General features: G+C 69.1%; 16 protein-coding genes. 7 read left to right on the top strand and 9 right to left on the bottom strand.

Translation table 11 applies throughout. The features are described from left to right. Positions 1-4: 4 nt before the first annotated feature. The gene (phbB, locus tag AC1DYD_RS05945; protein WP_478171826.1) at positions 5-730 is read right to left on the bottom strand and encodes an acetoacetyl-CoA reductase; all 726 of its coding nucleotides are present in this window, start codon (positions 728-730) and stop codon (positions 5-7) included. Positions 731-841: 111 nt separating this feature from the next. After that, the gene (locus AC1DYD_RS05940; RefSeq protein WP_478171825.1) at positions 842-2,551 is read right to left on the bottom strand and encodes a PHA/PHB synthase family protein; all 1,710 of its coding nucleotides are present in this window, start codon (positions 2,549-2,551) and stop codon (positions 842-844) included. Positions 2,552-2,712: 161 nt separating this feature from the next. Here AC1DYD_RS05940 and AC1DYD_RS05935 point away from each other — a divergent pair, with 161 nt between their 5' ends. Further along, positions 2,713-3,534 carry a universal stress protein gene (locus tag AC1DYD_RS05935; protein ID WP_478171824.1) on the top strand — a complete coding sequence of 274 codons (822 nt, stop codon included), beginning with the start codon at positions 2,713-2,715 and terminating at the stop codon, positions 3,532-3,534. A gap of 27 nt (positions 3,535-3,561) precedes the next feature. On the opposite strand, the gene AC1DYD_RS05930 is transcribed toward AC1DYD_RS05935, so the two are convergent. The 3 genes from AC1DYD_RS05930 to lon are packed head-to-tail and all read right to left on the bottom strand — an operon-like array spanning position 3,562 to position 7,230. Next, positions 3,562-4,359, bottom strand: a complete 798-nt coding sequence (locus tag AC1DYD_RS05930; protein WP_478171823.1) for a L,D-transpeptidase — start codon at positions 4,357-4,359, stop codon at positions 3,562-3,564. Beyond that, positions 4,356-4,751 (bottom strand): CBS domain-containing protein, encoded by a 396-nt coding sequence (locus AC1DYD_RS05925; RefSeq protein ID WP_478171822.1) that lies wholly within the window; start codon positions 4,749-4,751, stop codon positions 4,356-4,358. The genes AC1DYD_RS05930 and AC1DYD_RS05925 overlap by 4 nt, the downstream gene beginning before the upstream one ends. Positions 4,752-4,776: 25 nt before the next feature. Continuing rightward, on the bottom strand, positions 4,777-7,230 hold the full coding sequence (lon, locus tag AC1DYD_RS05920) for an endopeptidase La (protein WP_478171821.1): 2,454 nt from the start codon (positions 7,228-7,230) through the stop codon (positions 4,777-4,779). 171 nt (positions 7,231-7,401) lie between these two features. Here lon and AC1DYD_RS05915 point away from each other — a divergent pair, with 171 nt between their 5' ends. From AC1DYD_RS05915 to AC1DYD_RS05895, 5 genes are all read left to right on the top strand, one after another. Next, on the top strand, positions 7,402-8,388 hold the full coding sequence (locus AC1DYD_RS05915) for a DHHA1 domain-containing protein (RefSeq protein ID WP_478171820.1): 987 nt from the start codon (positions 7,402-7,404) through the stop codon (positions 8,386-8,388). 436 nt (positions 8,389-8,824) lie between these two features. Continuing rightward, the gene (locus AC1DYD_RS05910) at positions 8,825-11,977 is read left to right on the top strand and encodes an AAA family ATPase (RefSeq protein WP_478171819.1); all 3,153 of its coding nucleotides are present in this window, start codon (positions 8,825-8,827) and stop codon (positions 11,975-11,977) included. Between the two features lies 1 nt (position 11,978). Continuing rightward, a complete protein-coding gene (locus AC1DYD_RS05905; protein ID WP_478171818.1) occupies positions 11,979-12,881 on the top strand; it encodes a DUF3237 domain-containing protein in 903 nt (300 codons plus the stop codon). Between the two features lie 39 nt (positions 12,882-12,920). Further along, entirely contained in the window at positions 12,921-13,844 is a 924-nt protein-coding gene (locus AC1DYD_RS05900; RefSeq protein WP_478171817.1) for an encapsulin, read from the top strand. A gap of 1 nt (position 13,845) precedes the next feature. Then, entirely contained in the window at positions 13,846-16,809 is a 2,964-nt protein-coding gene (locus AC1DYD_RS05895; protein ID WP_478171816.1) for an FAD-dependent oxidoreductase, read from the top strand. 52 nt (positions 16,810-16,861) lie between these two features. Here the strand turns inward: AC1DYD_RS05895 and AC1DYD_RS05890 are convergent, their stop codons facing one another. The 4 genes from AC1DYD_RS05890 to AC1DYD_RS05875 form a co-directional block, all read right to left on the bottom strand. Next, entirely contained in the window at positions 16,862-17,401 is a 540-nt protein-coding gene (locus tag AC1DYD_RS05890; RefSeq protein ID WP_478171815.1) for a murein hydrolase activator EnvC family protein, read from the bottom strand. Positions 17,402-17,587: 186 nt separating this feature from the next. Beyond that, positions 17,588-18,064, bottom strand: a complete 477-nt coding sequence (locus tag AC1DYD_RS05885; RefSeq protein ID WP_478171814.1) for a CreA family protein — start codon at positions 18,062-18,064, stop codon at positions 17,588-17,590. Beyond that, a complete protein-coding gene (locus AC1DYD_RS05880; protein ID WP_478171813.1) occupies positions 18,061-18,612 on the bottom strand; it encodes an NUDIX hydrolase in 552 nt (183 codons plus the stop codon). The genes AC1DYD_RS05885 and AC1DYD_RS05880 overlap by 4 nt, the downstream gene beginning before the upstream one ends. Positions 18,613-18,799: 187 nt before the next feature. After that, a complete protein-coding gene (locus tag AC1DYD_RS05875; protein WP_478171812.1) occupies positions 18,800-19,501 on the bottom strand; it encodes a fumarylacetoacetate hydrolase family protein in 702 nt (233 codons plus the stop codon). A 103-nt stretch (positions 19,502-19,604) separates the two neighbouring features. Between AC1DYD_RS05875 and maiA the strand changes: the two genes are divergently transcribed. Further along, entirely contained in the window at positions 19,605-20,243 is a 639-nt protein-coding gene (maiA, locus tag AC1DYD_RS05870) for a maleylacetoacetate isomerase (protein ID WP_478172018.1), read from the top strand. The last annotated feature ends 21 nt before the right edge of the window (positions 20,244-20,264 follow it).

Below are 20,264 nucleotides of genomic sequence, written 5' to 3'. Positions count from 1 at the left end.
GTCCTCAGGGCATGTACTTGCCGCCGTTGATCGACAGCGTGACGCCGGTGATGAAGCCGGCATCGTCCGCCGCGAGAAAGACCACCGCACGCGCAATCTCGGCGGTCGTCGCCAGGCGTCCGGCCGGAACGGACTTCAGGATCTGCGCCAGCACCTCCGGCGGCACGTCGCCGACCATCGACGTGTCCGTGTAGCCGGGGGCGATGACGTTGGCCGTGATGTTGCGCGACGCCCCCTCGAGCGCCAGCGATTTCGTGAAACCGATCAGGCCGGCCTTGGTGGCCGCGTAGTTGCATTGGCCGGCCTGGCCCGAGAGCCCGTTGACCGAACCCATGCTCACGATGCGGCCGAAGCGGCGCTCCCGCATGCCGTCGATCACCGCGCGGCACATGTTGAAGCAACCGCCCAGGTTGATGTCGAGCACCTCGCGCCATTGCTCGAAGCTCATCTTGTGCAGCATGGCGTCGCGCGTGATGCCGGCGTTGTTGACCAGCACCTCGACCGGGCCGAGTTCGGCCTCGACCCGCGCCACCCCGTCGCGGCAGGCGGCCGGGTCGGCCACGTTCCAGGCAAAGGCGGGAATGCCGGTCCGCGAGGCGAATATTTGTGCGGCTTCGGCGTGAGTGCCGTAGTTGGCCGCAACGCGGTAGCCCGCGGCGAGCAGGGCCTCCGCCGTGGCGGCACCGATGCCGGCCGTCCCTCCGGTGACGAGTGCGACGCGCGTGGTCATTCCGGCTTCCTTTCAGCGGTTGGAAGGCGCACGGCGCCCATGAGCCCACTCTAAGGTGCGGGGGCGGCGCCGGGCTTGCGCTGGATCAAGCGCTGCGAAGGTGCGTCAGGGCTATCGCGACAGGACGTAGCGGCCCGGTGCGTCGCAGACCGGCGCCAGGCCGCGTCGGGCGTCGCCCATGCGTGGCGGCTTGCGGCGCGCTCCCGAGTGGTCGGCCAGCCAGGCCTGCAAGGCCGGCCACCAGGAGCCTTCGATACGCTGCGCACCGGCCTCGTAGGCCTCCGGCGGAACATAGGGGGCACCCGCCGCGCGGCGCAGGAGCTGGTAGCCGCGGTGCGGGTGCCCGGGTTCGCTCACGATGCCCGCGTTGTGTCCGCCATCGGTGAGGACGAAGGAGATGTCGGTATCGCACAGCAGGTTCAGCTTGTAGACCGAAGGCCAGGGCGCGACATGGTCGGTGCGGGTGCCGACGGCAAAGATCGGCGCCTTGATGTCCCCGAGCGAGACCGGGCGACCCTTCACCCGGAAGCGGCCCTCCGCCAGGTCGTTCTCGAGGAACAGGCTGCGCAGGTAATCGGCGTGCATCCGGTAGGGCATGCGCGTGCCGTCGGCGTTCCACGCCATCAGGTCGGTCATCGGCGCCCGCTCTCCCAGGAGGTAGTTGTGCACCATGGGCGTCCAGATGAGATCGACGGCGCGCAGCAGGGCGAAGGCACCGGCCATCTGGCTGGAATCGAGGTAGCCCTGGCGCGCCATGACGTCTTCCAGGAAGGTCAGCTGGCTTTCGTCGATGAACAGGCCGAGCTCGCCCGGTTCGGTGAAGTCGGTCTGCGCGGCCAGCAGCGTCACCGAGGCCAGGCGCTTGTCGTGGTCGCGTGCCATCGCGGCCGCCCCGATGGCGAGCAGCGTCCCGCCGAGGCAGTAGCCGAGCGCGTGGATGCGCTGGGCGGGAACGATCGCCTCGACGGCATCGAGGCTTGCCATCAGGCCCTGGGCCAGGTAGTCCTCGATGCCCAGGTCGGCATCCGCGGCCTCGGGGTTCTTCCAGGAGATCGCGAACACCGTGTGGCCCTTGTCGACCAGGTAGCGGATCAGCGAGTTGTGCGGGGACAGGTCGAGGATGTAGAACTTCATGATCCACGCGCTCATGATCAGCACCGGTTCGGGGTGCACGGTCGGCGTGGTCGGCGCGTACTGGATGAGTTCCATGAGGCGATTGCGCAGCACGACCTTGCCCGGCGTGCAGGCCACGCGCTGGCCGGGAACGAAGTCCTCGGCGCCTTTCGGCGGCAGGTGCTGGAGATTTCGCTGCAGGTCGTCGGCCCAGTTCTGTGCCCCTTGCAGCAGGTTCATGCCCGCGCTGGCCACGGTCCGCCGCAGGGCCAGGGGATGGGTGGCGAGCGAATTCGCCGGCGAGAGCAGCAGCTGCAGCTGCTGCGCCGCGAAGGCGACCACCCGCCCGTGGTGGCGCTCCACGCCGGGCACGCCTTCCGTGAGGTCCCGCAGAGACTGCTCGCCGGCGCGGAAGGCCTGCCGGTAGATGCTGAACGGCCACTCGTCCCAGCAACGATCTGCGAGGCGAGGGTCGTACGCGCGGGCGGGCGGGTGCGCCGGAGCCTGCTCGGTGCCCTGGCCTTCCATTCGCAGTGCATTCAGCCACGGTCGCAGCATGAGAACCTGGGCGCTGCGGGCAGGCTGCGCCGCCAGGTGGATGGCCCAGTCCGACCAGGCCAGCAGCAACGAAGCGGGCGAGAGTCCCCGCGTCCACTTGGCTATGGCGGCGTGCAGCGTGCGGTCCAGTTCGTCCTTCGGGTCATTCATTCAGGGGTCCTTGGTTTCGGGCCTTGCCAGGCCTTCGGCCCGCGCCTCGTCCGGAGTCTGCCGGATCGCGTGCCGCTTGCGATTTGACGCCGCGCAAGGAAAGTTGCCGTCGACGACGCTAATGTCCTCGCATGCCGGCGATGGCCCTGAAAGGATCTTTCATGCAAACACCGAAGACGATATTGCTGCACCTGGACAGTTCTGCGCGTGCGGCGGAACGGGTCAGGGTCGCGCGGCAACTGGCAGAGGCTTTCGACGCCGAAGTCACGGGCCTGCCTTGCACGACTTCGGCGCTGATGCGCTATCCGTACGCGCTGGAGGGCGCGGGGCAGGCCATGGCGATCATGCAGGAGCTCGACCAGGCGTGCCGCGACAAGGCGCATGCGATCTTCACGGAGGCCGCCGGTGGCTCGCCCCGCCTTCACTGGTCCGAGCCCTTGAGCGATGCGCCCTGGGGTTTCGCCCGGCGCGCTCTGTATGCCGACCTGATGATCCTGGGTCAGCGCGACCCCGATGATCCCGCGGCCGACGAGTTGCCTGTCGACTTCCTGCCGAGCACGCTGGTCCAGAGCGGCCGTCCTGCGTTGTTGCTGCCCTATGTGGGACCGGTGAGCGCCGTCGGGCGCAGCGTGCTGATCGCGTGGAAGGAGACACGCGAGAGCGCGCGTGCGGTATCGGCCGCGATGCCGTGGCTGGTCCGTGCGGATTCCGTGCGGGCGGTCAGCTATGGCAACGCCGCCGAGGCGTCGCTGCGCAGCCTGCAGGCCTATCTGAAGGCCCAGGGCGTGGCCGCCGAGGTGCATTCCGGGGGGCCGGAGGTCAGCGATGTCGGAGAGCACCTGCTGTCGACGGCCGCCGAAACGAATGCGGACCTGCTCGTGATGGGGTGCTACGGCCACAGCCGGGCGCGCGAATGGGTGATGGGCGGGGCCACGCGCTCGATCTTCCAATCCATGACGCTGCCGGTGCTGATGTCGCACTGAGCGCGATACAGGACTCGCGGCGACCGGTCAGCGGGCGCTGCCCCGCGGGGGCTGCCGTGCCGGCACCGACCAGGCGGGGCGCTCCGTGCGCTGGGTCTCGATGACGACGAGGTAGCGTCCGGGGTCCTCGACCGGCGTCTGCGCGGCGGGCAGCACCCATGGCGTCGCGCCTTCCGAACTGGCCTGCAGGTAGTCCGCATCCAGCACGCCGAAACGGTCGAGCAGGCGGTTCAGGCTCGCGGGAATGCGTACGCAACCCTTTGATTGCACGCTTCCGAGGCGCTGTTCCAGCCGGTCGGGATCGGTGGCGTGCATCTGGAGCCGCATCATGCTCGTCCCGCCGCGTCCCCAGAGGCGCTCGGCCTCCTGCCAGCCGAAATCGAAGACCCGCATGCCGGCCGCTCCGTAGCCCCGGATACCGTTCTCGTTGCGGGTGCCTTCGGCGCGGAAGTCGGGATTCGACAGCGTGTGCTCGAAGACGCCGAGGGGCGTCTGGAAGTGATCGAACTCGCCGCCGCGGCCCGTCGAAACCGGCGAAGCACCGATCAACTCGGGTGCGCTGTCGGCGGCCAGCCAGAAGATGAAGATGGCCTGGACCCTCGGGCTGCGGTCGACCAGCGCCAGGTACTGCGCGGGGGCCGCTTGGATGCCGGCGCTGGCCAGGGCGTCGAGCGCCCGTGCGCCGTAGCGCTGCGATTCTTCGGCAGGAACCTCGAGCCGCCGGTCGACCTGGTCGCTGTAGGCGGCGCGAAGTTCCAGCGGCCCGGTGGTGGCGCAGGCCGTCGTCAGGCCGAAGGACAGGGCGAAGAGCAGGGCACGCTTCAATTCCGTTCCGGTGCAGGCAGGAAGGTCCGTACGAAGTCCAGCGAGGAAACCACGCCGGCGATACCGTTGCGATCGGTCACGATCACGTGATGGATCCCGCGCTCGACCATCAGCGCCGCGACCATGGCCACCGGCGTCTCGGCGTCGACGACGATCGGCTTGTAGTTGCACATCTGCCAGGCGCGGGTGGCGGCGGCATCCCGTCCCTGGGCGTGGAATCCGACCAGGTCCGTGGCGCTGATCACGCCGATGGCCTCGTCCCGCGGCGGCTCCAGCACCGGCACCCATTGCAGGTGCTTGCTCGTCAGGAGCGCTTCAACCTGCGCCACGCTGTCGTCCATCGCGACGCTGATCACCGGACGCCGCATCAGGGAAGAAATGACGGTGCTCATGAAATTCCTCCTTGGGTAGGACACCTCAGGGCGACATTAGTTCGGACGAGGGCGCCTGCGCTTGATCGGGCGCAAGCGAGCCCGCCGCGCCGGGCGTGCCGATGCCACCGGCATCGGCTTCGACCACGGCGGCGCGCATGGCGTCGTCCACGGTTTCGAGTGCGACGAAGCGCATCGTGGCGCGTGCGCTCTCGGGAACTTCGCGCAAATCCTTGAGATTGCGCGCGGGCAGCAGCACGGTCGAGATGCCGGCGCGCTGCGCCGCCAGCACCTTCTCCTTGACGCCGCCGATCGGCAGCACCAGGCCCCGAAGGCTGATCTCTCCCGTCATCGCCACGTCGTGCCGGACCGGGCGGTCGGTGAACAGCGACGCCAGCGCAATGAACATCGCGACGCCGGCGCTCGGCCCGTCCTTCGGTATGGCGCCGGCCGGAATGTGCAGATGGACGTCGATGTCCTCGAAGCCCCCGGCCGCGATGCCCAGGGCGGCGGCACGGGCCTTGACCAGGGTGAGCGCGGCCTGCGCGCTTTCCTTCATCACCTCGCCCAGTTGCCCGGTGAGGCTCAGCTTGCCTTTTCCCGGCACGCGGGTGGCTTCGATGAAGAGGATGTCGCCGCCGGCCGGCGTCCAGGCCAGCCCGGTGGCGACCCCGGTGACGCTGGTGCGCAGGGCGAGCTCGCGCTCGAACCTGGCCGGGCCGAGGATGGGATCCAGGTCGGTGGCGTCGATGCGCACCGCGGCGGTCGACCCGTCGGCCACCTTCATCGCCGCATGGCGCATGGCGCGGCCGATCTCCCGCTCGAGTTGCCGCACGCCGGCCTCGCGGGTGTAGTCGGCGATGATGGCCTTCAGCGCGGCGGTGCTCAGTTCGCACTGGCCTTCCTTGAGCCCGTTGGCTTCGCGCTGGCGCAGCACCAGGTAGGTCTTGGCGATCTGCAGCTTCTCCTCCTGCGTGTAGCCGGGGAGGTCGATCACTTCCATGCGGTCGCGCACGGGCGGCGGGACGTTGTCGATCACGTTGGCCGTGGTGATGAACACGACGCGGCTGAGATCGAAGGGCACGCCGAGGTAGTTGTCCCTGAAGCTGTTGTTCTGCTCCGGGTCGAGCACCTCGAGCAGCGCGGCGGACGGGTCGCCGTGCGCGCTGGCGCCGAGCTTGTCGACTTCGTCGAGCATCATGACGCAGTCGCGCGCGCGGGCCCGGCGCAGACCCTGGACGATGGTTCCGGGCAGGGCGCCGATGTAGGTTCGGCGATGGCCACGGATCTCGGCCTCGTCGTGGACGCCGCCGAGCGACACCCGGACGAAGGGTCGCTGGATCGCCCGTGCGATGCTCTGGCCGAGCGAGGTCTTGCCGACGCCCGGCGGCCCGACGAAGCAGAGGATCGGCGCGCGGCCTTCGGGGTTGAGCTTTCGCACGGCCAGAAACTCGAGGATGCGCTGCTTCACCCTTTCGAGGCCGAAGTGATCGGCTTCCAGCGTCCGGCGGGCGGCGGCCAGGTCGATCGGCGTCGCGGCCGCGATCGTCCATGGCAGGTCGACCAGGCATTCGAGGTAGGTTCGCAGCATCGAATACTCGCCCGAGGCGTCAGGCATGCCGCGCAGCCGGTCCAGCTCCTTGCGCGCGTGAGCCTCCGTGTCGGCCGGCATGCCGGCCTTGGCGATCGCCGCATCGAGCTGCGCCATGTCCTCGGCGTTGCCGCCGCCTTCGCCGAGCGCGTTCTGGATCGTCTTCATCTGCTCGCGCAGCAGGAACTTGCGTTGGTGGTCGTCCAGCTGTTCCTTGGTGCGCTCGCCGATTTCCTTCGAAAGGCGCAGGACCTCGAGCCGGTGCGCCAGCAGCTTCAGCAGCCGGGCGACCCGTTCGGCCGGCGCGATGGTCTCGAGCAGCACCTGCTTCTCGCGCACCTCGGCATCGATCACGCTGGCCGTGATGTCGGCCAGCGCCGAGGGGCCGCGGGTCGTCTGCAGCGCGTGCACCAGTTCGGCCGGCACGCTGGGCAGGAAGGACATGAGCGCGACGGCACGCTCGCGCAGCTGGAGCGCCAGCGCCTCGGCCTCGGCCGACTCGTCGGCGACCTCCTCGATGAGCGCGATCCTTGCCGCGAGGAAGGGATGGCCCTCGACCGGGGCGATCATCCGGAAGCGCTGGATGCCCTGGCACACCGCGTGGTGCTGTCCTTCCTCCGGCTCGAAATGATGGACCACCCGCGCGAGGGTGCCGACGGCACAGAGCCCGTCGAAGCCGGGGTCGTCGTCGGCGGGCTCCTTCTGCAGCACGATGCCCACCGCGGTGCCGCCCTCGAGCGCGTGCCGGAGCGCGGCGATCGACTTCTCGCGCCCCAGGCTGACGGCCGTCAGCACGTGCGGGAACATCACCAGGTTGCGCATGGGAATCAGGGCCACCACGTCCGCAGGCAGCGCGAGCGGTGGCTGCTCGGGCGGGGTCGACGGGCCGGAGGCGGCGGGTGGTGTCATCGCGATTTCTCCTGCGTGAACCTGCGGGAATGAAGCCGACGGTAGGGCGGCCGCAGAGGCCGCGGCTTGATCGTGCGCAAGCGGCGTTGACAGCGCGGCGGCCCTCCTTGTAGCGTACCGGATTTGCGCTGGATCAAGTCTGCGCCGCGGACCTTGCGCAATGCTTGAAAGATGACCGCTCGACGCTTCGATGTCTGCAATGGCGATGCCGACGGCCTGTGCGCGACGCTTCAGTGGCGGCTGCACCAGCCAGCGTCCGCGCAGCTGCTGACGGGCCTGAAACGCGAGATCACGCTGGTGGAGCGGGTCAGTGCCCAAGCGGGCGACGAAGTCAACGTCTTCGATCTGTCGATGTCGCGCAACCGCGAGTCGGTGCAGCGTCTGCTGGGTGCCGGTGTGCGGGTTCGCTATTTCGATCACCACGCGGTGCAGGACATCCCCTCGCACCCGCTCTTCGAGCCGCATATCGACTGCGCCGACGACGTCTGCACCAGCTTGCTGGTCGACCGGCATCTGGGCGGCGCGTTTCGGGCCTGGGCACTGGTCGGTGCCTACGGCGACAACCTCGCGGCGGTGGCCGATCGCCTGGCGCTCCATGCCAGCTTCGAACCCGGCACCGGCGCGCTGCTGCGACGGCTCGGGGAGGCGATCAACTACAACGCCTACGGCGACGACGAGCGCGACGTGCACATCGCGCCGCAGCGCCTGTACGCCCTCATGGCGCGCTACCCGGACCCGCTCGACATGCTGGCGCACGAGGCGGTGGTCGACGAGATCGACGCCGTGCGCCATGCCGATCTGCGGCAGGCCCTCGATGTTCCGCCGGCCTGGCAGGACGACGGCGGCAGCGTGCATGTCCTGTCCGACGCGCCGTGGAGTCGTCGCGTGCTCGGCTGTCTCGCCAACGAACTGGCGAATGCCGATCCGCGGCGAGCGCATGCGGTGCTCAAGCAGCAGGGCAAGGGTTACGCGGTGAGCGTGCGCGCACCGCTCGAGGCGCCATCGGGGGCCCATGAGTTCTGCAGCCGATTCGGTGGCGGCGGGCGGGCGCGGGCGGCCGGCATCGACGCCCTCCCGCCGGAGGAACTGACCCGCTTCGTTTGCGCCTTCGCGACGGCGCGGTGGGGCAGCGTGAGGTCGCGCGAGACGCAGGCCTGACAGGCACCGGGCGGTCGCCGCCGCACGGGTTAGACCCGGCCGTCGAGATCGCATCGCATGCGGAGTCGGGCCCGTTGCGCGGTGCCGGTCCTGGTGGCGAGATGAATACTAATTTCTGGATAGAACTAGTATCAAGCGGTAATCTTCGGTAAAGTCCCTTCATGCACCTCCTGCGACCAGTAGGGAGGGACTTCCGAGGAGGTACGCCGTTCTCTCGTGATCTGCGTGAACAGGCCGGCCCTGCTGCGGCTGTTCCCGACACCCTTCAACCCGACCCGCGCGACCTCGTCGCCCGGGCCTGTGCGCTTCTTGCCCAGGAATCCGACGCCTGGCGAGAGCGACAGCGTGCCGATCTGTTGCCGGGGAGTGGACGTTGATCTGCCCTTCGTGCGCCTTTGTGAATTCGGAGAGCGCGCGTTTTTGCGGCGGCTGTGGCGTGCTTCTGGACTTCGCCGCGCAACGCTCCGACGGCGAGCGACGGCAGATCACGGTGTTGACCTGCGATGTGGTGGGGTCGACCGCCCTGTCGCAGACGCTCGACCCCGAGGACCTGCACGAAATGCTCGCCGACTTCCAACGGGTCTGCCAGGAGACGGCCGAGCGCTACGACGGCTACATCTCGCAGTTTCTCGGCGACGGCGTCCAGATCTATTTCGGCTTTCCCCGCGCGCACGAGGACGATGCCCGGCGGGCCGTGAGTTGCGGGCTCGAGATCCTGCAGGGGACGGAGCAGCTGAACCAGGCCGCGGCGCGTTCCTCGGGGGCGCCGCTGCGGGTTCGCGTGGGCGCGGACACCGGTCGGGTGGTGGTCAGCCCGGTCGGCACCGGGGCCCGCCGCGAGAACATCGCGATGGGCGACGCTCCCAACATCGCCTCGCGCGTGCAGGCCCTCGCGGAGCCCGACACGCTGTGGGTCACCGACGCCACATGGCGGATCGCCCATGAGCACTTCCAGGGCGAGCCGCGGGGCGTCCACGCGCTGAGGGGCGTGTCGGCGCCGGTCCACCTCTGGCGCGTCACCCGGGCCGGCGGCGTCGTCCCGGGCCTCGAGCGGGTCGACCTGCTGACGCTCTACGTCGGGCGCGGCCACGAGCATGCCCTGCTTGCAGCGCACTGGACGGCGGCCCGGTCTGGTGCTGCGCGCTTCGTCACCGTACGCGGCGAACCAGGCATCGGCAAGTCGCGATTGGTGGCCGAGTTCAGAGGTCAGGTGGCGACCGCGGAAACCACGGTGCTGGCCGTTCGTTGCACGCAGTATGCGAAGAACAGCGCCTTCCTGCCGGTCATCGAACTGCTCGAGCGCGTGCTGGCGCTCGATGGCGCAACCGACGCGCCCGAGCGCCTGGACCGCATCGACCAGCAACTCGGGGTGCTCGGCATCGGGGCTGCGGACGCGGCGCCGCTGCTGGCGGCGTTGCTGTCGATTCCGGTCGACGACCGCTACCCGCCGCTGGAGCTGTCGCCCACGCGCCGCCGCGTGCGAACGATCGAGACCCTGGTCGCCGTCATCGAGGCCATCGCCTCGAGAAGGCCCACCATGTTCGTGGCCGAGGATCTGCACTGGGCCGATCCCTCCACGCTCGAAGTGCTCGATCTGCTGGTGGCCCGGGCCCGGCGACTGCCGCTGCTCGGCCTTTTCACCGCCCGTCCCGAGTTCGAGCCGGCCTGGCCGGACGACGAGGCGACGCCGCTGGTCGAGGTCTCGCGGCTCGACCATGCCGAGGTCGAGGCGGTGGTTCGCCACGTCGCCCATGGGAAGCCGGTTCCGGGCGACGTGATCCGCGAGATCATCCAGCGTTGCGACGGCGTGCCGCTGTTCATCGAGGAGGTGGCGCGTGCCGTGATCGAGGCGGGCGTGCTGCAGGAGAACGAATTCTCGTGGGCACTCACCGGCGCGCTGCCGCTGGACCTGATCCCGGCCAGCGTCGACGCCTCGCTGATGGCGCGGATCGATCGGCTGGGCGACGCGCGCGGCACCGCGCAACTCGCAGCGACGATCGGGCGCGAGTTCACCTATGCGCAGCTGCGCGCCGTCAGCGAGCGCACAGAGAACGAACTGAGCGAGGACCTCCAGCGCATCCTGGCCGCGGGCCTGGCCTGGAAGGTCTCCGCCACGTCGCCGACCACCTTCGTCTTCAAGCATGCGCTGGTGCAGATGGCGGCCTACGAGTCGCTRCTGCGATCGACGCGCCAGCGCTTCCACGAGCGGATCGCGCGTGTGCTGCTTTCCGATTTCGGCGGCGAGGTGGCGCTGCGACCCGAGATCGTGGCCCGCCACCTGTCAGGCGCCGGCCATCACGCCGAGGCCAGCGACCACTGGTTTGCCGCCGGTCAGCGCGCCCTGACGCGGATGGCGGTTCCCGAGGCGCACGGACACTTCACCCGGGCGCTCGACGGCCTGGCCAAGCTGCCGACTTCGGACGAGGTGCTGACCAAGGAGCTGGATCTCCAGATCGCGATCGCACCGACGCTGATGACACTGTACGGATGGGCCTCGCCGACGGTGGCGCAGGCCTGCGAGCGCGCGCGCAGCCTGAGCCACCAGCTCGAACGGCCCGACAAGCTCTACGAACCGATCTGGGGCCTGTGGACCAACCTGTTCGTGGGCGGCCAGCTGGACCGCGCCCTCGAGACCGCGAACGAGGCGCTGTCGATGGCACTGGCGAGCGGCGTGCCGATGCTGGAAGTGACGGGCCGGCATGCGGTCTCCTACACCCGCTACTACCGGGGGGAGTGGACCGAGTGCATCGAGCATGCGCAGGCCGGCATCGCGCTCTACGCGCTGGACCAGGAACGGGCGCTCACCAACACCTTCCAGATCAGCTCCACCGTCAATCTGGTGGCGGGGCTGGCCAGCAGCTTGTGGATGATGGGTCACCAGGACCGGGGCCTGGCGGAACTCGACCGCATGATCGCGATGGCGCGCGAGCTGGACCATCCTTCGGCGCTCAGCAATGCGCTCGGCGTCGCCTGCTACATGCTGACCTTCCACCACGACCCGCCGCGGATGCTCGGCCATGCCTCGGAAGTGAAGAGCTTCGCCCGCGCGGAAGGATGGGAGCTCTGGTATGCCGTCGGGGTGATGAGCAGTGGCTGGGCGCGCCTGCGCCTGGGCGACCGCGCCGACGGGCTGAGGGAGTTGTTCGAAGGCGTCGCGCTGTTCCGGGCCACGCGCTCCGATCTCATGGGGCCGACCGTCGCCGTGATCCACGCCGAAGGGCTGCGCGCTGCCGGCCGCGACGACGAGGCGCTCGAGATGCTGGCCGCCACCGCCGAGACCGCCCGTCGGGGCCACGTCGGCGTGCTGCTGCCGGACGTCCACCGGCTGATGGGCGAAATCCATCAGCAGGCCGGTGCGCTGGCGCAGGCCGAGGCCGCCTTCGAGCTGGCCCTGGAGACGGCCCGCGCGCAGCAGGCCCTGTCGCTGGAACTGCGGGCGGCGATGTCCTGCCATGGCCTGCTGGCGAAGACCGGGCGGGATGCCGAGGGCGTCGCGCTGGTGCGGCAGTGCTACGAGCGCTTCACCGACAGTTTCGATCAGCCCGAGCTGCGCGCGGCGCGCGCAGTGCTCGAAGGCGGCGACCACTGACATGGGTGCATCGCCGGGTCCGGTGGCTTTCGACACCTTGCGCCCGGAGGTGGCGGCCGGCACGCCGCTCGATGTCTGGTGGCAGCTATCGCCCGCGCACCCGAGCCACCGGCTGGAGGTCGAGCGGCGCGTCAACGGCGTGCAGAAGACGCCGGTACGGGCGTGGCCCGACAGCCAGCGGTCGGATGCCGGCTCGCAGCGCTTCCGCGCGCTGCTGCCGCCCTGCGAAGTCGGCGACACGGTGGAGTACACGCCCGTGCTGTCCCGCGCCGGCCTGGTGGTCGCCGAGCTTCCGGTGCGTCGCGTGCGCGGCGTGCCGCCGCCGCCCGCCGCCCCTGGCGACGCCGCGCCGTCACCGGCCTCCGTGTCGGCCACCGGCACGGTGCCGCGCTACGACTGGGGCGCGGATTTCCTGGGGGCCTTCACGGTCCAGCTCGCGAAGCCGCCCGAATCGTTCGGGCCCGCGCCGGATGGGCTGCACATCACCTTCTACATCGCCTCGGGCGAGATCCATGGTCCGCGGATCAACGCCCGGATCCGGGGCGAGGGCGGCGACTGGATGCTGGTGCGCCGCGATGGCGTGGGTGTTGCCGACGTGCGCATCACCTACGAAACCGACGATGGCGCACTGCTGCTGTCGCGCTACTACGGCATCTTCGATCTCGGACCCGGCGGCTACGAGCGCGCCTTGCGCAACGAATACGACCCGCTGCCCCCGCTGGTGCTGGCGCCGCAGTTCGTCACCTCGCACCCCGATTGGCTGTGGCTGAACCGGCTGCAGTGCCTCGCGGTCGGCCGGGTCACGATGGCCGACCTGCTGGTCCGCTTCGATCTCTATGCAATTCGGGTCGGGCAGCCGCTGCCGTCCTCGGGGCTGCCGCGCGCACCCGACAGCGCCTCCTGATTCACACCGGTTCTCGAGCACAACAAACAAGGAGTTGACATGGCCGACAACAACCAACAGGTTCCATGGACCGACGAGCAGTGGGCTCGGGTGCGCAAGACGATCCAGGAGGAGGCGGCGCGGGCTCGCGTCGCCGCGAATTTCCTGCCCCTGGTCGGGCCGCTGCCGGGCAGCGCCGACTACGTGACGGCCGACACCCTCAGCTACGGGGACGACAAGAATCCGAAGCTGCAGATCGAGGACAAGACGACGGTCCAGCTGCCGACGCTGCAGGTGCGCGTGTTCCTGCGCGGCGCGCAGATGGCGGACCCGGACATGGAGAGCGCCTTGCAGTTGTTCCGGCGTGCGGCAAATATCCTGGCGCGGCTGGAGGACAACATCGTGTTCGGCGGCCTCGCCGGAGCGGGCAAAGTGCCTCCGAGGGCGTCGCCGGTGGCCCAGGTGCTGGGTGGCCAGCTGACCAACGGCCTGCTGCAGGCCAATCCCCCGGAGATGGCGCATATCGTCGGCCCGAAGACCAAGGACGACCGACTGGTGCGCGCCGTATCGGCCTGCATTGGCGACCTCGAGGCCGACGGCCACTTCGGGCCTTTTGCGGTGGTGTTCGGCCATGGTTTCTTCACCGAGGTCCAGACACCCGATCCCGGCTCCCTGGTGCTGCCGCAGGATCGCATCATTCCGTTCCTCGGCGGCGGGCCGCTGCTGCGCACGTCGACGCTGCCCGCGGAGTCTGGCGTGGTGGTGGCGTTGGGGGCCGCGCCGGTCGAACTCGTGGTCGCGACCGACGTTTCACTCAACTTCCTGCAGGTCACCGACGAGCCGCAGTTCGTGTTCCGCGTCTACGAGAAGATCCTGCTGCGCATCAAGGAGGCCAAGGCGGTCAAGGTGATCCGCGTCAAGGGCAGCACGCCTTACGACCCGGGAAAGGTCGTGTTGCCGGAAGAAGAGAATAAGCAGTCCTGAGATGAAGCCTGAAAAGGTCGTCATCCTCGGCGGTGGCGTGGCCGGCATGAGCGCGGCCCACGAGCTGATCGAGCGCGGATTCGAGGTGGTCGTGCTCGAGCGCCGCGACATCGCGGGCGGCAAGGCGCGCAGCATTCCGGTGAGCGACAACGACGACGGCGGCGCCGGCCACGAGCTGGCCGACCGCGGCGTGGCCGACATCGAGCACCGCCTGCCCGGCGAGCATGGCTTCCGCTTCTTTCCGGGCTTCTACAAGCACGTGGTCGACACCATGCGGCGCATCCCGTCCTACGACGGACGCCCGGTGGCGGACCATCTGGTGGCGACCACGCGCGTCGGCTTCACGCAGTACGACCAGCCGAACTTCGAGGTGCCGGCCAACTTTCCGCAGACGCCGGGCGATGCCGCAACGGTGCTGCGCGACATCCTGCTCGCCTTTGGCCCGATCACCGGACTCACGCCCGACGACCTGGCCTTCTTCGGCTCGCGGATCTGGCAGATCATGACCTCGTGCGAGCAGCGCCGCCTCGACGAATACGAGGGCATCAGCTGGTGGGATTTCATTGGCGCGGAGCAACGCTCGACCGCCTACAAGAAGTTTCTCGGCGATGGCATCACGCGTTCGCTGGTGGCGGCCAAGGCGAGGCGTGCCAGTGCGCGAACCATCGGCGACATCTTCACGCAGCTGATGCTGACCATCGTCAACCCGACGGGCGGATCGACCGACCGGGTGCTGGACGGCCCGACCAACCTGATCTGGATCGACCCCTGGCTCAGCTGGCTGCAGTCGCACGGCGTGCAGTACCACTTCAATACCGAGGTCGAGCAGATCCTCTGCGCGGGCGACAAGGTGAGCGGCATCGTCGTGTCGGAGAAGGGCGTGCGCACCGTCGTCCAAGGCGACCATTACATCGCCGCCGTGCCGCTGGAACGCATGGCCGTGCTGGTCAACGACGACCTGCTGGCCGCCGACCCCTCGCTCGCCAACCTGCGCACGCTGGCGCCGAACGTCGAATGGATGAACGGCGTGCAGTACTACCTGTACCGCGACGTGCCCGAGGTGCATGGCCACGTGATCCACATCGACAGCGAGTGGGCGTTGACCAGCATTTCCCAATTCCCGTTCTGGCGCAGCGTGGTGCCGACGATGCTCGCCTGCGGGCACGTCAAGGACATCATCTCGGTCGATGTCTCCGATTGGACCGCACCGGGGCCGGACGGGCGGCCTGCCATGCAGTGCTCGCGCGAAGAAGTGGCCCGCGAGACCTGGCGCCAGTTGAAGCGCTCGCTCAACACCGAGCAGGAGATCCTGCGCGATGAAGACCTGCATTCCTGGTTCCTGGACTCGGACACCGCGCCCGATCCCACGCGCCCCGGCTTTCTCGCCAACGCCGAGCCGCTGCTGGTGAACCTGGTCGACACCTGGGCCCTGCGGCCCAACGCCGCCACCGGCCTGTCGAACCTGTTCCTGGCCTCCGACTACGTGCGCACGCACACCGATCTGGCGACGATGGAGGGGGCCAACGAGGCGGCGCGGCGGGCGGTCAATTCGCTGCTCGATGCGGTGGCCTTCGCCGGCCCGCGCTGCGAGGTCTGGCCGCTGCAGGAAGTGGAAGTGCTGACGCCCTGGCGACTGCACGATGCCGCACGCCACCGGGCCGGGCTGCCCTGGGATGCCTCGCTCACGCAAGTGGCCTTGCAGGCGCTGCGCGCGGCGTCGCCGCTGCTCGACCAGGTGCGCCCGCTGATGGCGGCGATGACCCCGTTCGCGACGCCGGTGGCCGATGCGCTCGATGCCGCCGACCAGGGGGTACAGGGATCCGGCGCTGCCTTCGGTGCCGATCCGGCGGTCCGGAAGGGGTCCGCCTACGTGCCGGCGCCGCTTGAAAACGCATTGCGGGTCACCGACCGCGTGCCCGGCATCGGCGACGTGACGGGCCCGGGCGGCTTCGTCGAACGGCTGGCCTGGTACCGCGGCCTGATCGCCGAGACGCTGGAGTCCGGCGTGCCCGACTGGGAACCGCAAACCCACCTGTATGCGCTGGTGAAGGATTTCATGTCGCGCTCGGGCAAGGGCCTGCGGCCGGCCCTGTGCATCGCCACCACGCGTGCATTGGGGGGGCGTGCCGAGCATGCGCTGCCCGCCGCCGCCGGCATCGAGATGCTGCACAACGCCTTTCTCGTCCACGACGACATTGAAGACGGCAGCGAGTCCCGGCGCGGCGTGCCCACCATGCACCGCCGGGCCGGCATTCCGCTGGCCGTCAACACGGGCGATGCGATGAATGCGCTGGCGATGCGGCTGGTGCGCCGCAGCGGCGCCTTCGTCCGGCCGGCCGGCGCCTTGCGCATCCTGGACGAGATCGACCACATGCTGATGGAGACGCTCGAGGGCCAGGCGATGGAACTCGGCTGGGTGCGCGACAACGACCTCACGGTCGGCACCGACGACTACCTGCGTCTGGCGCTGAAGAAGACGGCCTGGTACAGCTTCATCCATCCCTTGCGGATCGGTGCGCTGGTGGCCGACCCCGAGGATCCGAAGCTCGACCGCTTCGACCGCTTCGGCTACCTGCTCGGCCTGGCCTTCCAGATCACCGACGACGTGCTCAACCTGAGCGGGGACGAGGCGCGCTACGGCAAGGAGATCGACGGCGACCTGTGGGAGGGCAAGCGGACGCTGGTGCTGACGCATGCGCTGTCGCACGCCAGCCGGATCGAGCGCGACTGGATGAGCGGTTTCCTGGCCCGCCCGCGCGAGCGCCGGCTGCCGCGAGAGGTCTTGCGGCTGCACGACATCGTGACGGGGACGGGCAGCATCGAATGGGCGCGGCAATCCGCGGTCGCCCTGGCCGAGGCGGCGGCGCGGGAGTTCGATGTCTCGGCCTTTGCCGGCGCCGCGCCGGGCCCCGACCTGGACTGGCTGCGCGCCAGCATCGGCTACCTGGTGCAGCGCGATTCGTAGCGTGGCGCTTCTTTCGGCTCGGCGGTCAGGCCAGGCCGTGGGGACGGATCGCTCAGCGCAGCGTGCCGTTCAGGTAGGGCTCGGGATCGACCGCCACGCCCTGCTTGCGGATCTCGAAATGCAGCTTCACGCGGTCGGCGTCGCTGTTGCCGATCTCGGCGATCTTCTGGCCCTGGCGCACCACGTCCTTTTCCTTGACCAGGATGGTCTTCGCATGGGCGTAGGCGGTCAGGTAGGTGTCGTTGTGCTGGACGATGACCATGTTGCCGTAGCCGCGCAGTTCGCCGCCTACATAGACCACGCGGCCGTCGGCGGCAGCGAGCACCGGGTCGCCCAGGTTGCCCGCGATGTCCACTCCCTTGTTGCGCGTGCCGTCGAAGCCGGAGAGCGTGCGGCCCGGGGCCGGACGGATGAAGAGGGCCTGCGGCTTTGGCGGCGTCGCGGCCGGCGGGGCCGCCTGGCCGGAGGGCGGCAGGGGGTAGAAGGGCGGACTCGGGCCCTTCGGCGGCGTCGTACAGGCCGTCAGGGCGACGATCGCAACGGTGGTGGCCGCCCTGGCGGTGGCGCGAGAGAGAGGATTCTGAATGTGCATAGCCTTTTTTTGGAACGTAGTCGCGGCGAAGGGTTCCCCGGCGCGTGACCGGAGCGCAGTTTTAGCATGCGGCGGCGGCAGTGGGTGCGACCATCCGTTGCAGCAGCGGCTGGCGGGCCAGCACGGCCTCGCGCGGCCCCGCTTCGACGACCCGGCCGGGCTGCTGCTCATCCCAGGGCGTCCGCGCTACTTCTGCGGTATCGGCGTGGCGCGATCGATGGGCACCGCGGTGACTGCGTTCTTGGGCGAGCCGTCGATCAGCAGGTCGGAGTAGGTCAGGTAGACCAGCGTGTTGCGCTTCGCGTCGACCATGCGCACCACGCGCAGCCGCTTGAAGAGCACCGACAGCCGTTCGCTGTAGACCTCCTCGCGCTTGGGCAGCGGCTGGGTCACGCTGACCGGGCCCACCTGGCGGCAGGCGATCGAGGCCTCGGACTTGTCTTCGGCCAGGCCGAGCGCGCCCGAGACGCCGCCGGTCTTGGCGCGCGAGACGTAGCAGGTCACGCCGCTGACCTTCGGATCGTCGTAGGCCTCGACCACGATCTTGTGGTCGGGGCCGATCAACTTGAAGGCGGTGTCGACCTCGCCGACCTGCTCGGCGCCGGCGATCGTGGCGGCGAATGCCGCACAAAGGAAGATCGGCGACCGCAGCCAGTGCTTCATACGATGTCCACCGTATGAACGCGGTCGAAGCTGCCGCGCCGGCGGTCCTCGAAGTAGCGCTGCAGTGCCTCGCGCACCGTGCGGAAGGCGATCTCCTCCCATGGAATCTCGTCTTCCTTGAACAGCCGCGCCTCGAGGGTCTCGTGGCCCGGATCGAAGCGCTCGCTCAGCAGCCGGGCGCGATAGAAGAGGTGGACCTGGCCGACGCGCACCACGCTCATCACGGCGAACAGGCCTTCCATCTCGTACTCGGCGCCGGCCTCTTCGTCGGTCTCGCGCGCCGCACCCTGCTCGGTGGACTCGCCGAGCTCCATGAAGCCGGCCGGCAGGGTCCACTTGCCCCAGCGCGGTTCGATGTTGCGCTTGCACAGCAGCACGCGGTCGCCGAGCACGGGAATGGTGCCGACCACGTTGAGCGGGTTCTCGTAGTGGATCGTGTCGCAGGCCGGGCAGACCGCGCGCTCCTTGGTGTCGCCGTCGTCCGGGATGCGGTAGACGACGGCGGTGCCGCAGTTCTTGCAGTGCTTGATGGGGACGCGCAGGATCATTGCATCAGGCCGCCCGCCGGGCCGCCCCAAGGGCGGACTGCACCCCCTCGGGGGGCAGCGAATACACGCAGTGATGAGCGTGGGGGCATCATGATCAGGCCGCCCGCCGGGCCGCCCCAAGGGCGGACTGCACCCCCTCGGGGGGCAGCGAATACACGCAGTGATGAGCGTGGGGGCATCATGATCATCAGATGATCTTGACGCTGAGGCTGGGCAGTCCGGTGATCTCGCCGGCCAGCGTGTCGCCGGCCACCACGGCCGCCACGCCTTCCGGCGTGCCCGTGAAGATCAGGTCGCCGGGCTGCAGTTCCCAGGCGGCCGACAGGTGCTCGATGGTCTCGGCCAGGTTCCAGATCAGCTTGCTCACGTTGCTGCGCTGGCGGTCGGTGCCGCCGACCTGCACCGAGATCTCGGCGTGCTCGATGTCGCCGGCCTGCGCGGCGGGCACGATCGGGCCGATGGGGGCGCTCTGCTCGAAGCTCTTGCCGATGTCCCACGGGCGGCCCTGCTTCTTCATGTCGTTCTGCAGGTCGCGGCGCGTCATGTCGAGGCCGACCGCATAGCCGAAGATGTGCTTCATGGCGTCGGCGGCGGCGATGTTCTTGCCGCCGATGCCGATGGCCGCCACCAGTTCGATCTCGTGGTGCAGGTTCTTGGTCAGGGTCGGGTAGGCCATACTGCCGGTGGTGCCGGCATCGACCACCACCACGGCATCGGCCGGCTTCATGAAGAAGAAGGGCGGCTCGCGGCCGGTGAAACCCATTTCCTTCGCATGCTCCTCGTAGTTGCGGCCGACGCAATAGATGCGGTGCACCGGAAATCGCGCGGCCTGGCCGACCACCGGAATCGACACGACCGGGTGGGGGGTGAAAACAAACTCGGAAGTCATGGGAAAAGCGTCCTTTTTCAGCGAAATCGGCAGTGTGCCAGAGGGCAGGGCGGGTTGCCGGGGAGTGGCCGCCTCCGGCCGGCGCGGCTATGCTTGCCGGATGATGAAGCTGCACAACTATTTCCGTTCCTCCGCGTCCTTCCGCGTGCGCATCGCGCTGAACCTGAAGGGCCTCGACTACGAGTACATCCCGGTGCACATCGCACGCGGCGAACACAAGACCGGCCCCTTCGCGGCCATCTCCCCCGACCAGCTGGTGCCTCTGCTCGAGGACGAGGGCGAGCGTTTCACGCAGTCGATGGCCATCATGGAGTACCTGGAGGAGATCCAGCCCGAGCCTGCGCTGCTGCCGCACGATCCCGTGGGCCGTGCCCACGTGCGGGCGCTGGCCGAATCGATCGCCTGCGAGATCCATCCGTTGAACAACCTGCGCGTGCTCAAGTATTTGGTGCGCGAACTGAAGCTCGACGACGAGGCCAAGAACAGCTGGTATCGCCATTGGGTGCGCGTGGGCATGGAGGCCTTCGAACGCCAGCTCGCGCAACACCCGGCCGGCACCTACTGCTACGGCAACACGCCGACCATGGCCGACTGCTGCCTGGTGCCGCAGGTCTTCAACGGTCAGCGCTTCGATTGCGATTTCAGCGGCCTGCCGCGCACCATGGCGGCCTTCGAGGCCTGCATGCAGCTCGATGCGTTCCAGCGCGCCCAGCCGTCGCACTGCCCCGACGCCGAGGCATGAGACATCCGCCGGGCTGCTCCC

It is taken from the genome of Variovorax sp. P4_B11, from assembly GCF_056402355.1.
Note: the sequence above shows the minus strand (reverse complement) of the source record. Positions and strands in the feature narration are given on the sequence as shown.

Excerpts from the sequence above, each read along its gene's own strand:
- phbB (WP_478171826.1), bottom strand. The coding sequence starts at position 730 with ATGACCACGCGCGTCGCACTCGTCACCGGAGGGACGGCCGGCATCGGT.
- AC1DYD_RS05940 (WP_478171825.1), bottom strand. The coding sequence starts at position 2,551 with ATGAATGACCCGAAGGACGAACTGGACCGCACGCTGCACGCCGCCATA.
- AC1DYD_RS05935 (WP_478171824.1), top strand. The coding sequence starts at position 2,713 with ATGCAAACACCGAAGACGATATTGCTGCACCTGGACAGTTCTGCGCGT.
- AC1DYD_RS05925 (WP_478171822.1), bottom strand. The coding sequence starts at position 4,751 with ATGAGCACCGTCATTTCTTCCCTGATGCGGCGTCCGGTGATCAGCGTC.
- lon (WP_478171821.1), bottom strand. The coding sequence starts at position 7,230 with ATGACACCACCCGCCGCCTCCGGCCCGTCGACCCCGCCCGAGCAGCCA.
- AC1DYD_RS05915 (WP_478171820.1), top strand. The coding sequence starts at position 7,402 with ATGACCGCTCGACGCTTCGATGTCTGCAATGGCGATGCCGACGGCCTG.
- AC1DYD_RS05905 (WP_478171818.1), top strand. The coding sequence starts at position 11,979 with ATGGGTGCATCGCCGGGTCCGGTGGCTTTCGACACCTTGCGCCCGGAG.
- AC1DYD_RS05900 (WP_478171817.1), top strand. The coding sequence starts at position 12,921 with ATGGCCGACAACAACCAACAGGTTCCATGGACCGACGAGCAGTGGGCT.
- AC1DYD_RS05895 (WP_478171816.1), top strand. The coding sequence starts at position 13,846 with ATGAAGCCTGAAAAGGTCGTCATCCTCGGCGGTGGCGTGGCCGGCATG.
- AC1DYD_RS05890 (WP_478171815.1), bottom strand. The coding sequence starts at position 17,401 with ATGCACATTCAGAATCCTCTCTCTCGCGCCACCGCCAGGGCGGCCACC.
- AC1DYD_RS05885 (WP_478171814.1), bottom strand. The coding sequence starts at position 18,064 with ATGAAGCACTGGCTGCGGTCGCCGATCTTCCTTTGTGCGGCATTCGCC.
- AC1DYD_RS05880 (WP_478171813.1), bottom strand. The coding sequence starts at position 18,612 with ATGATCCTGCGCGTCCCCATCAAGCACTGCAAGAACTGCGGCACCGCC.
- AC1DYD_RS05875 (WP_478171812.1), bottom strand. The coding sequence starts at position 19,501 with ATGACTTCCGAGTTTGTTTTCACCCCCCACCCGGTCGTGTCGATTCCG.
- maiA (WP_478172018.1), top strand. The coding sequence starts at position 19,605 with ATGAAGCTGCACAACTATTTCCGTTCCTCCGCGTCCTTCCGCGTGCGC.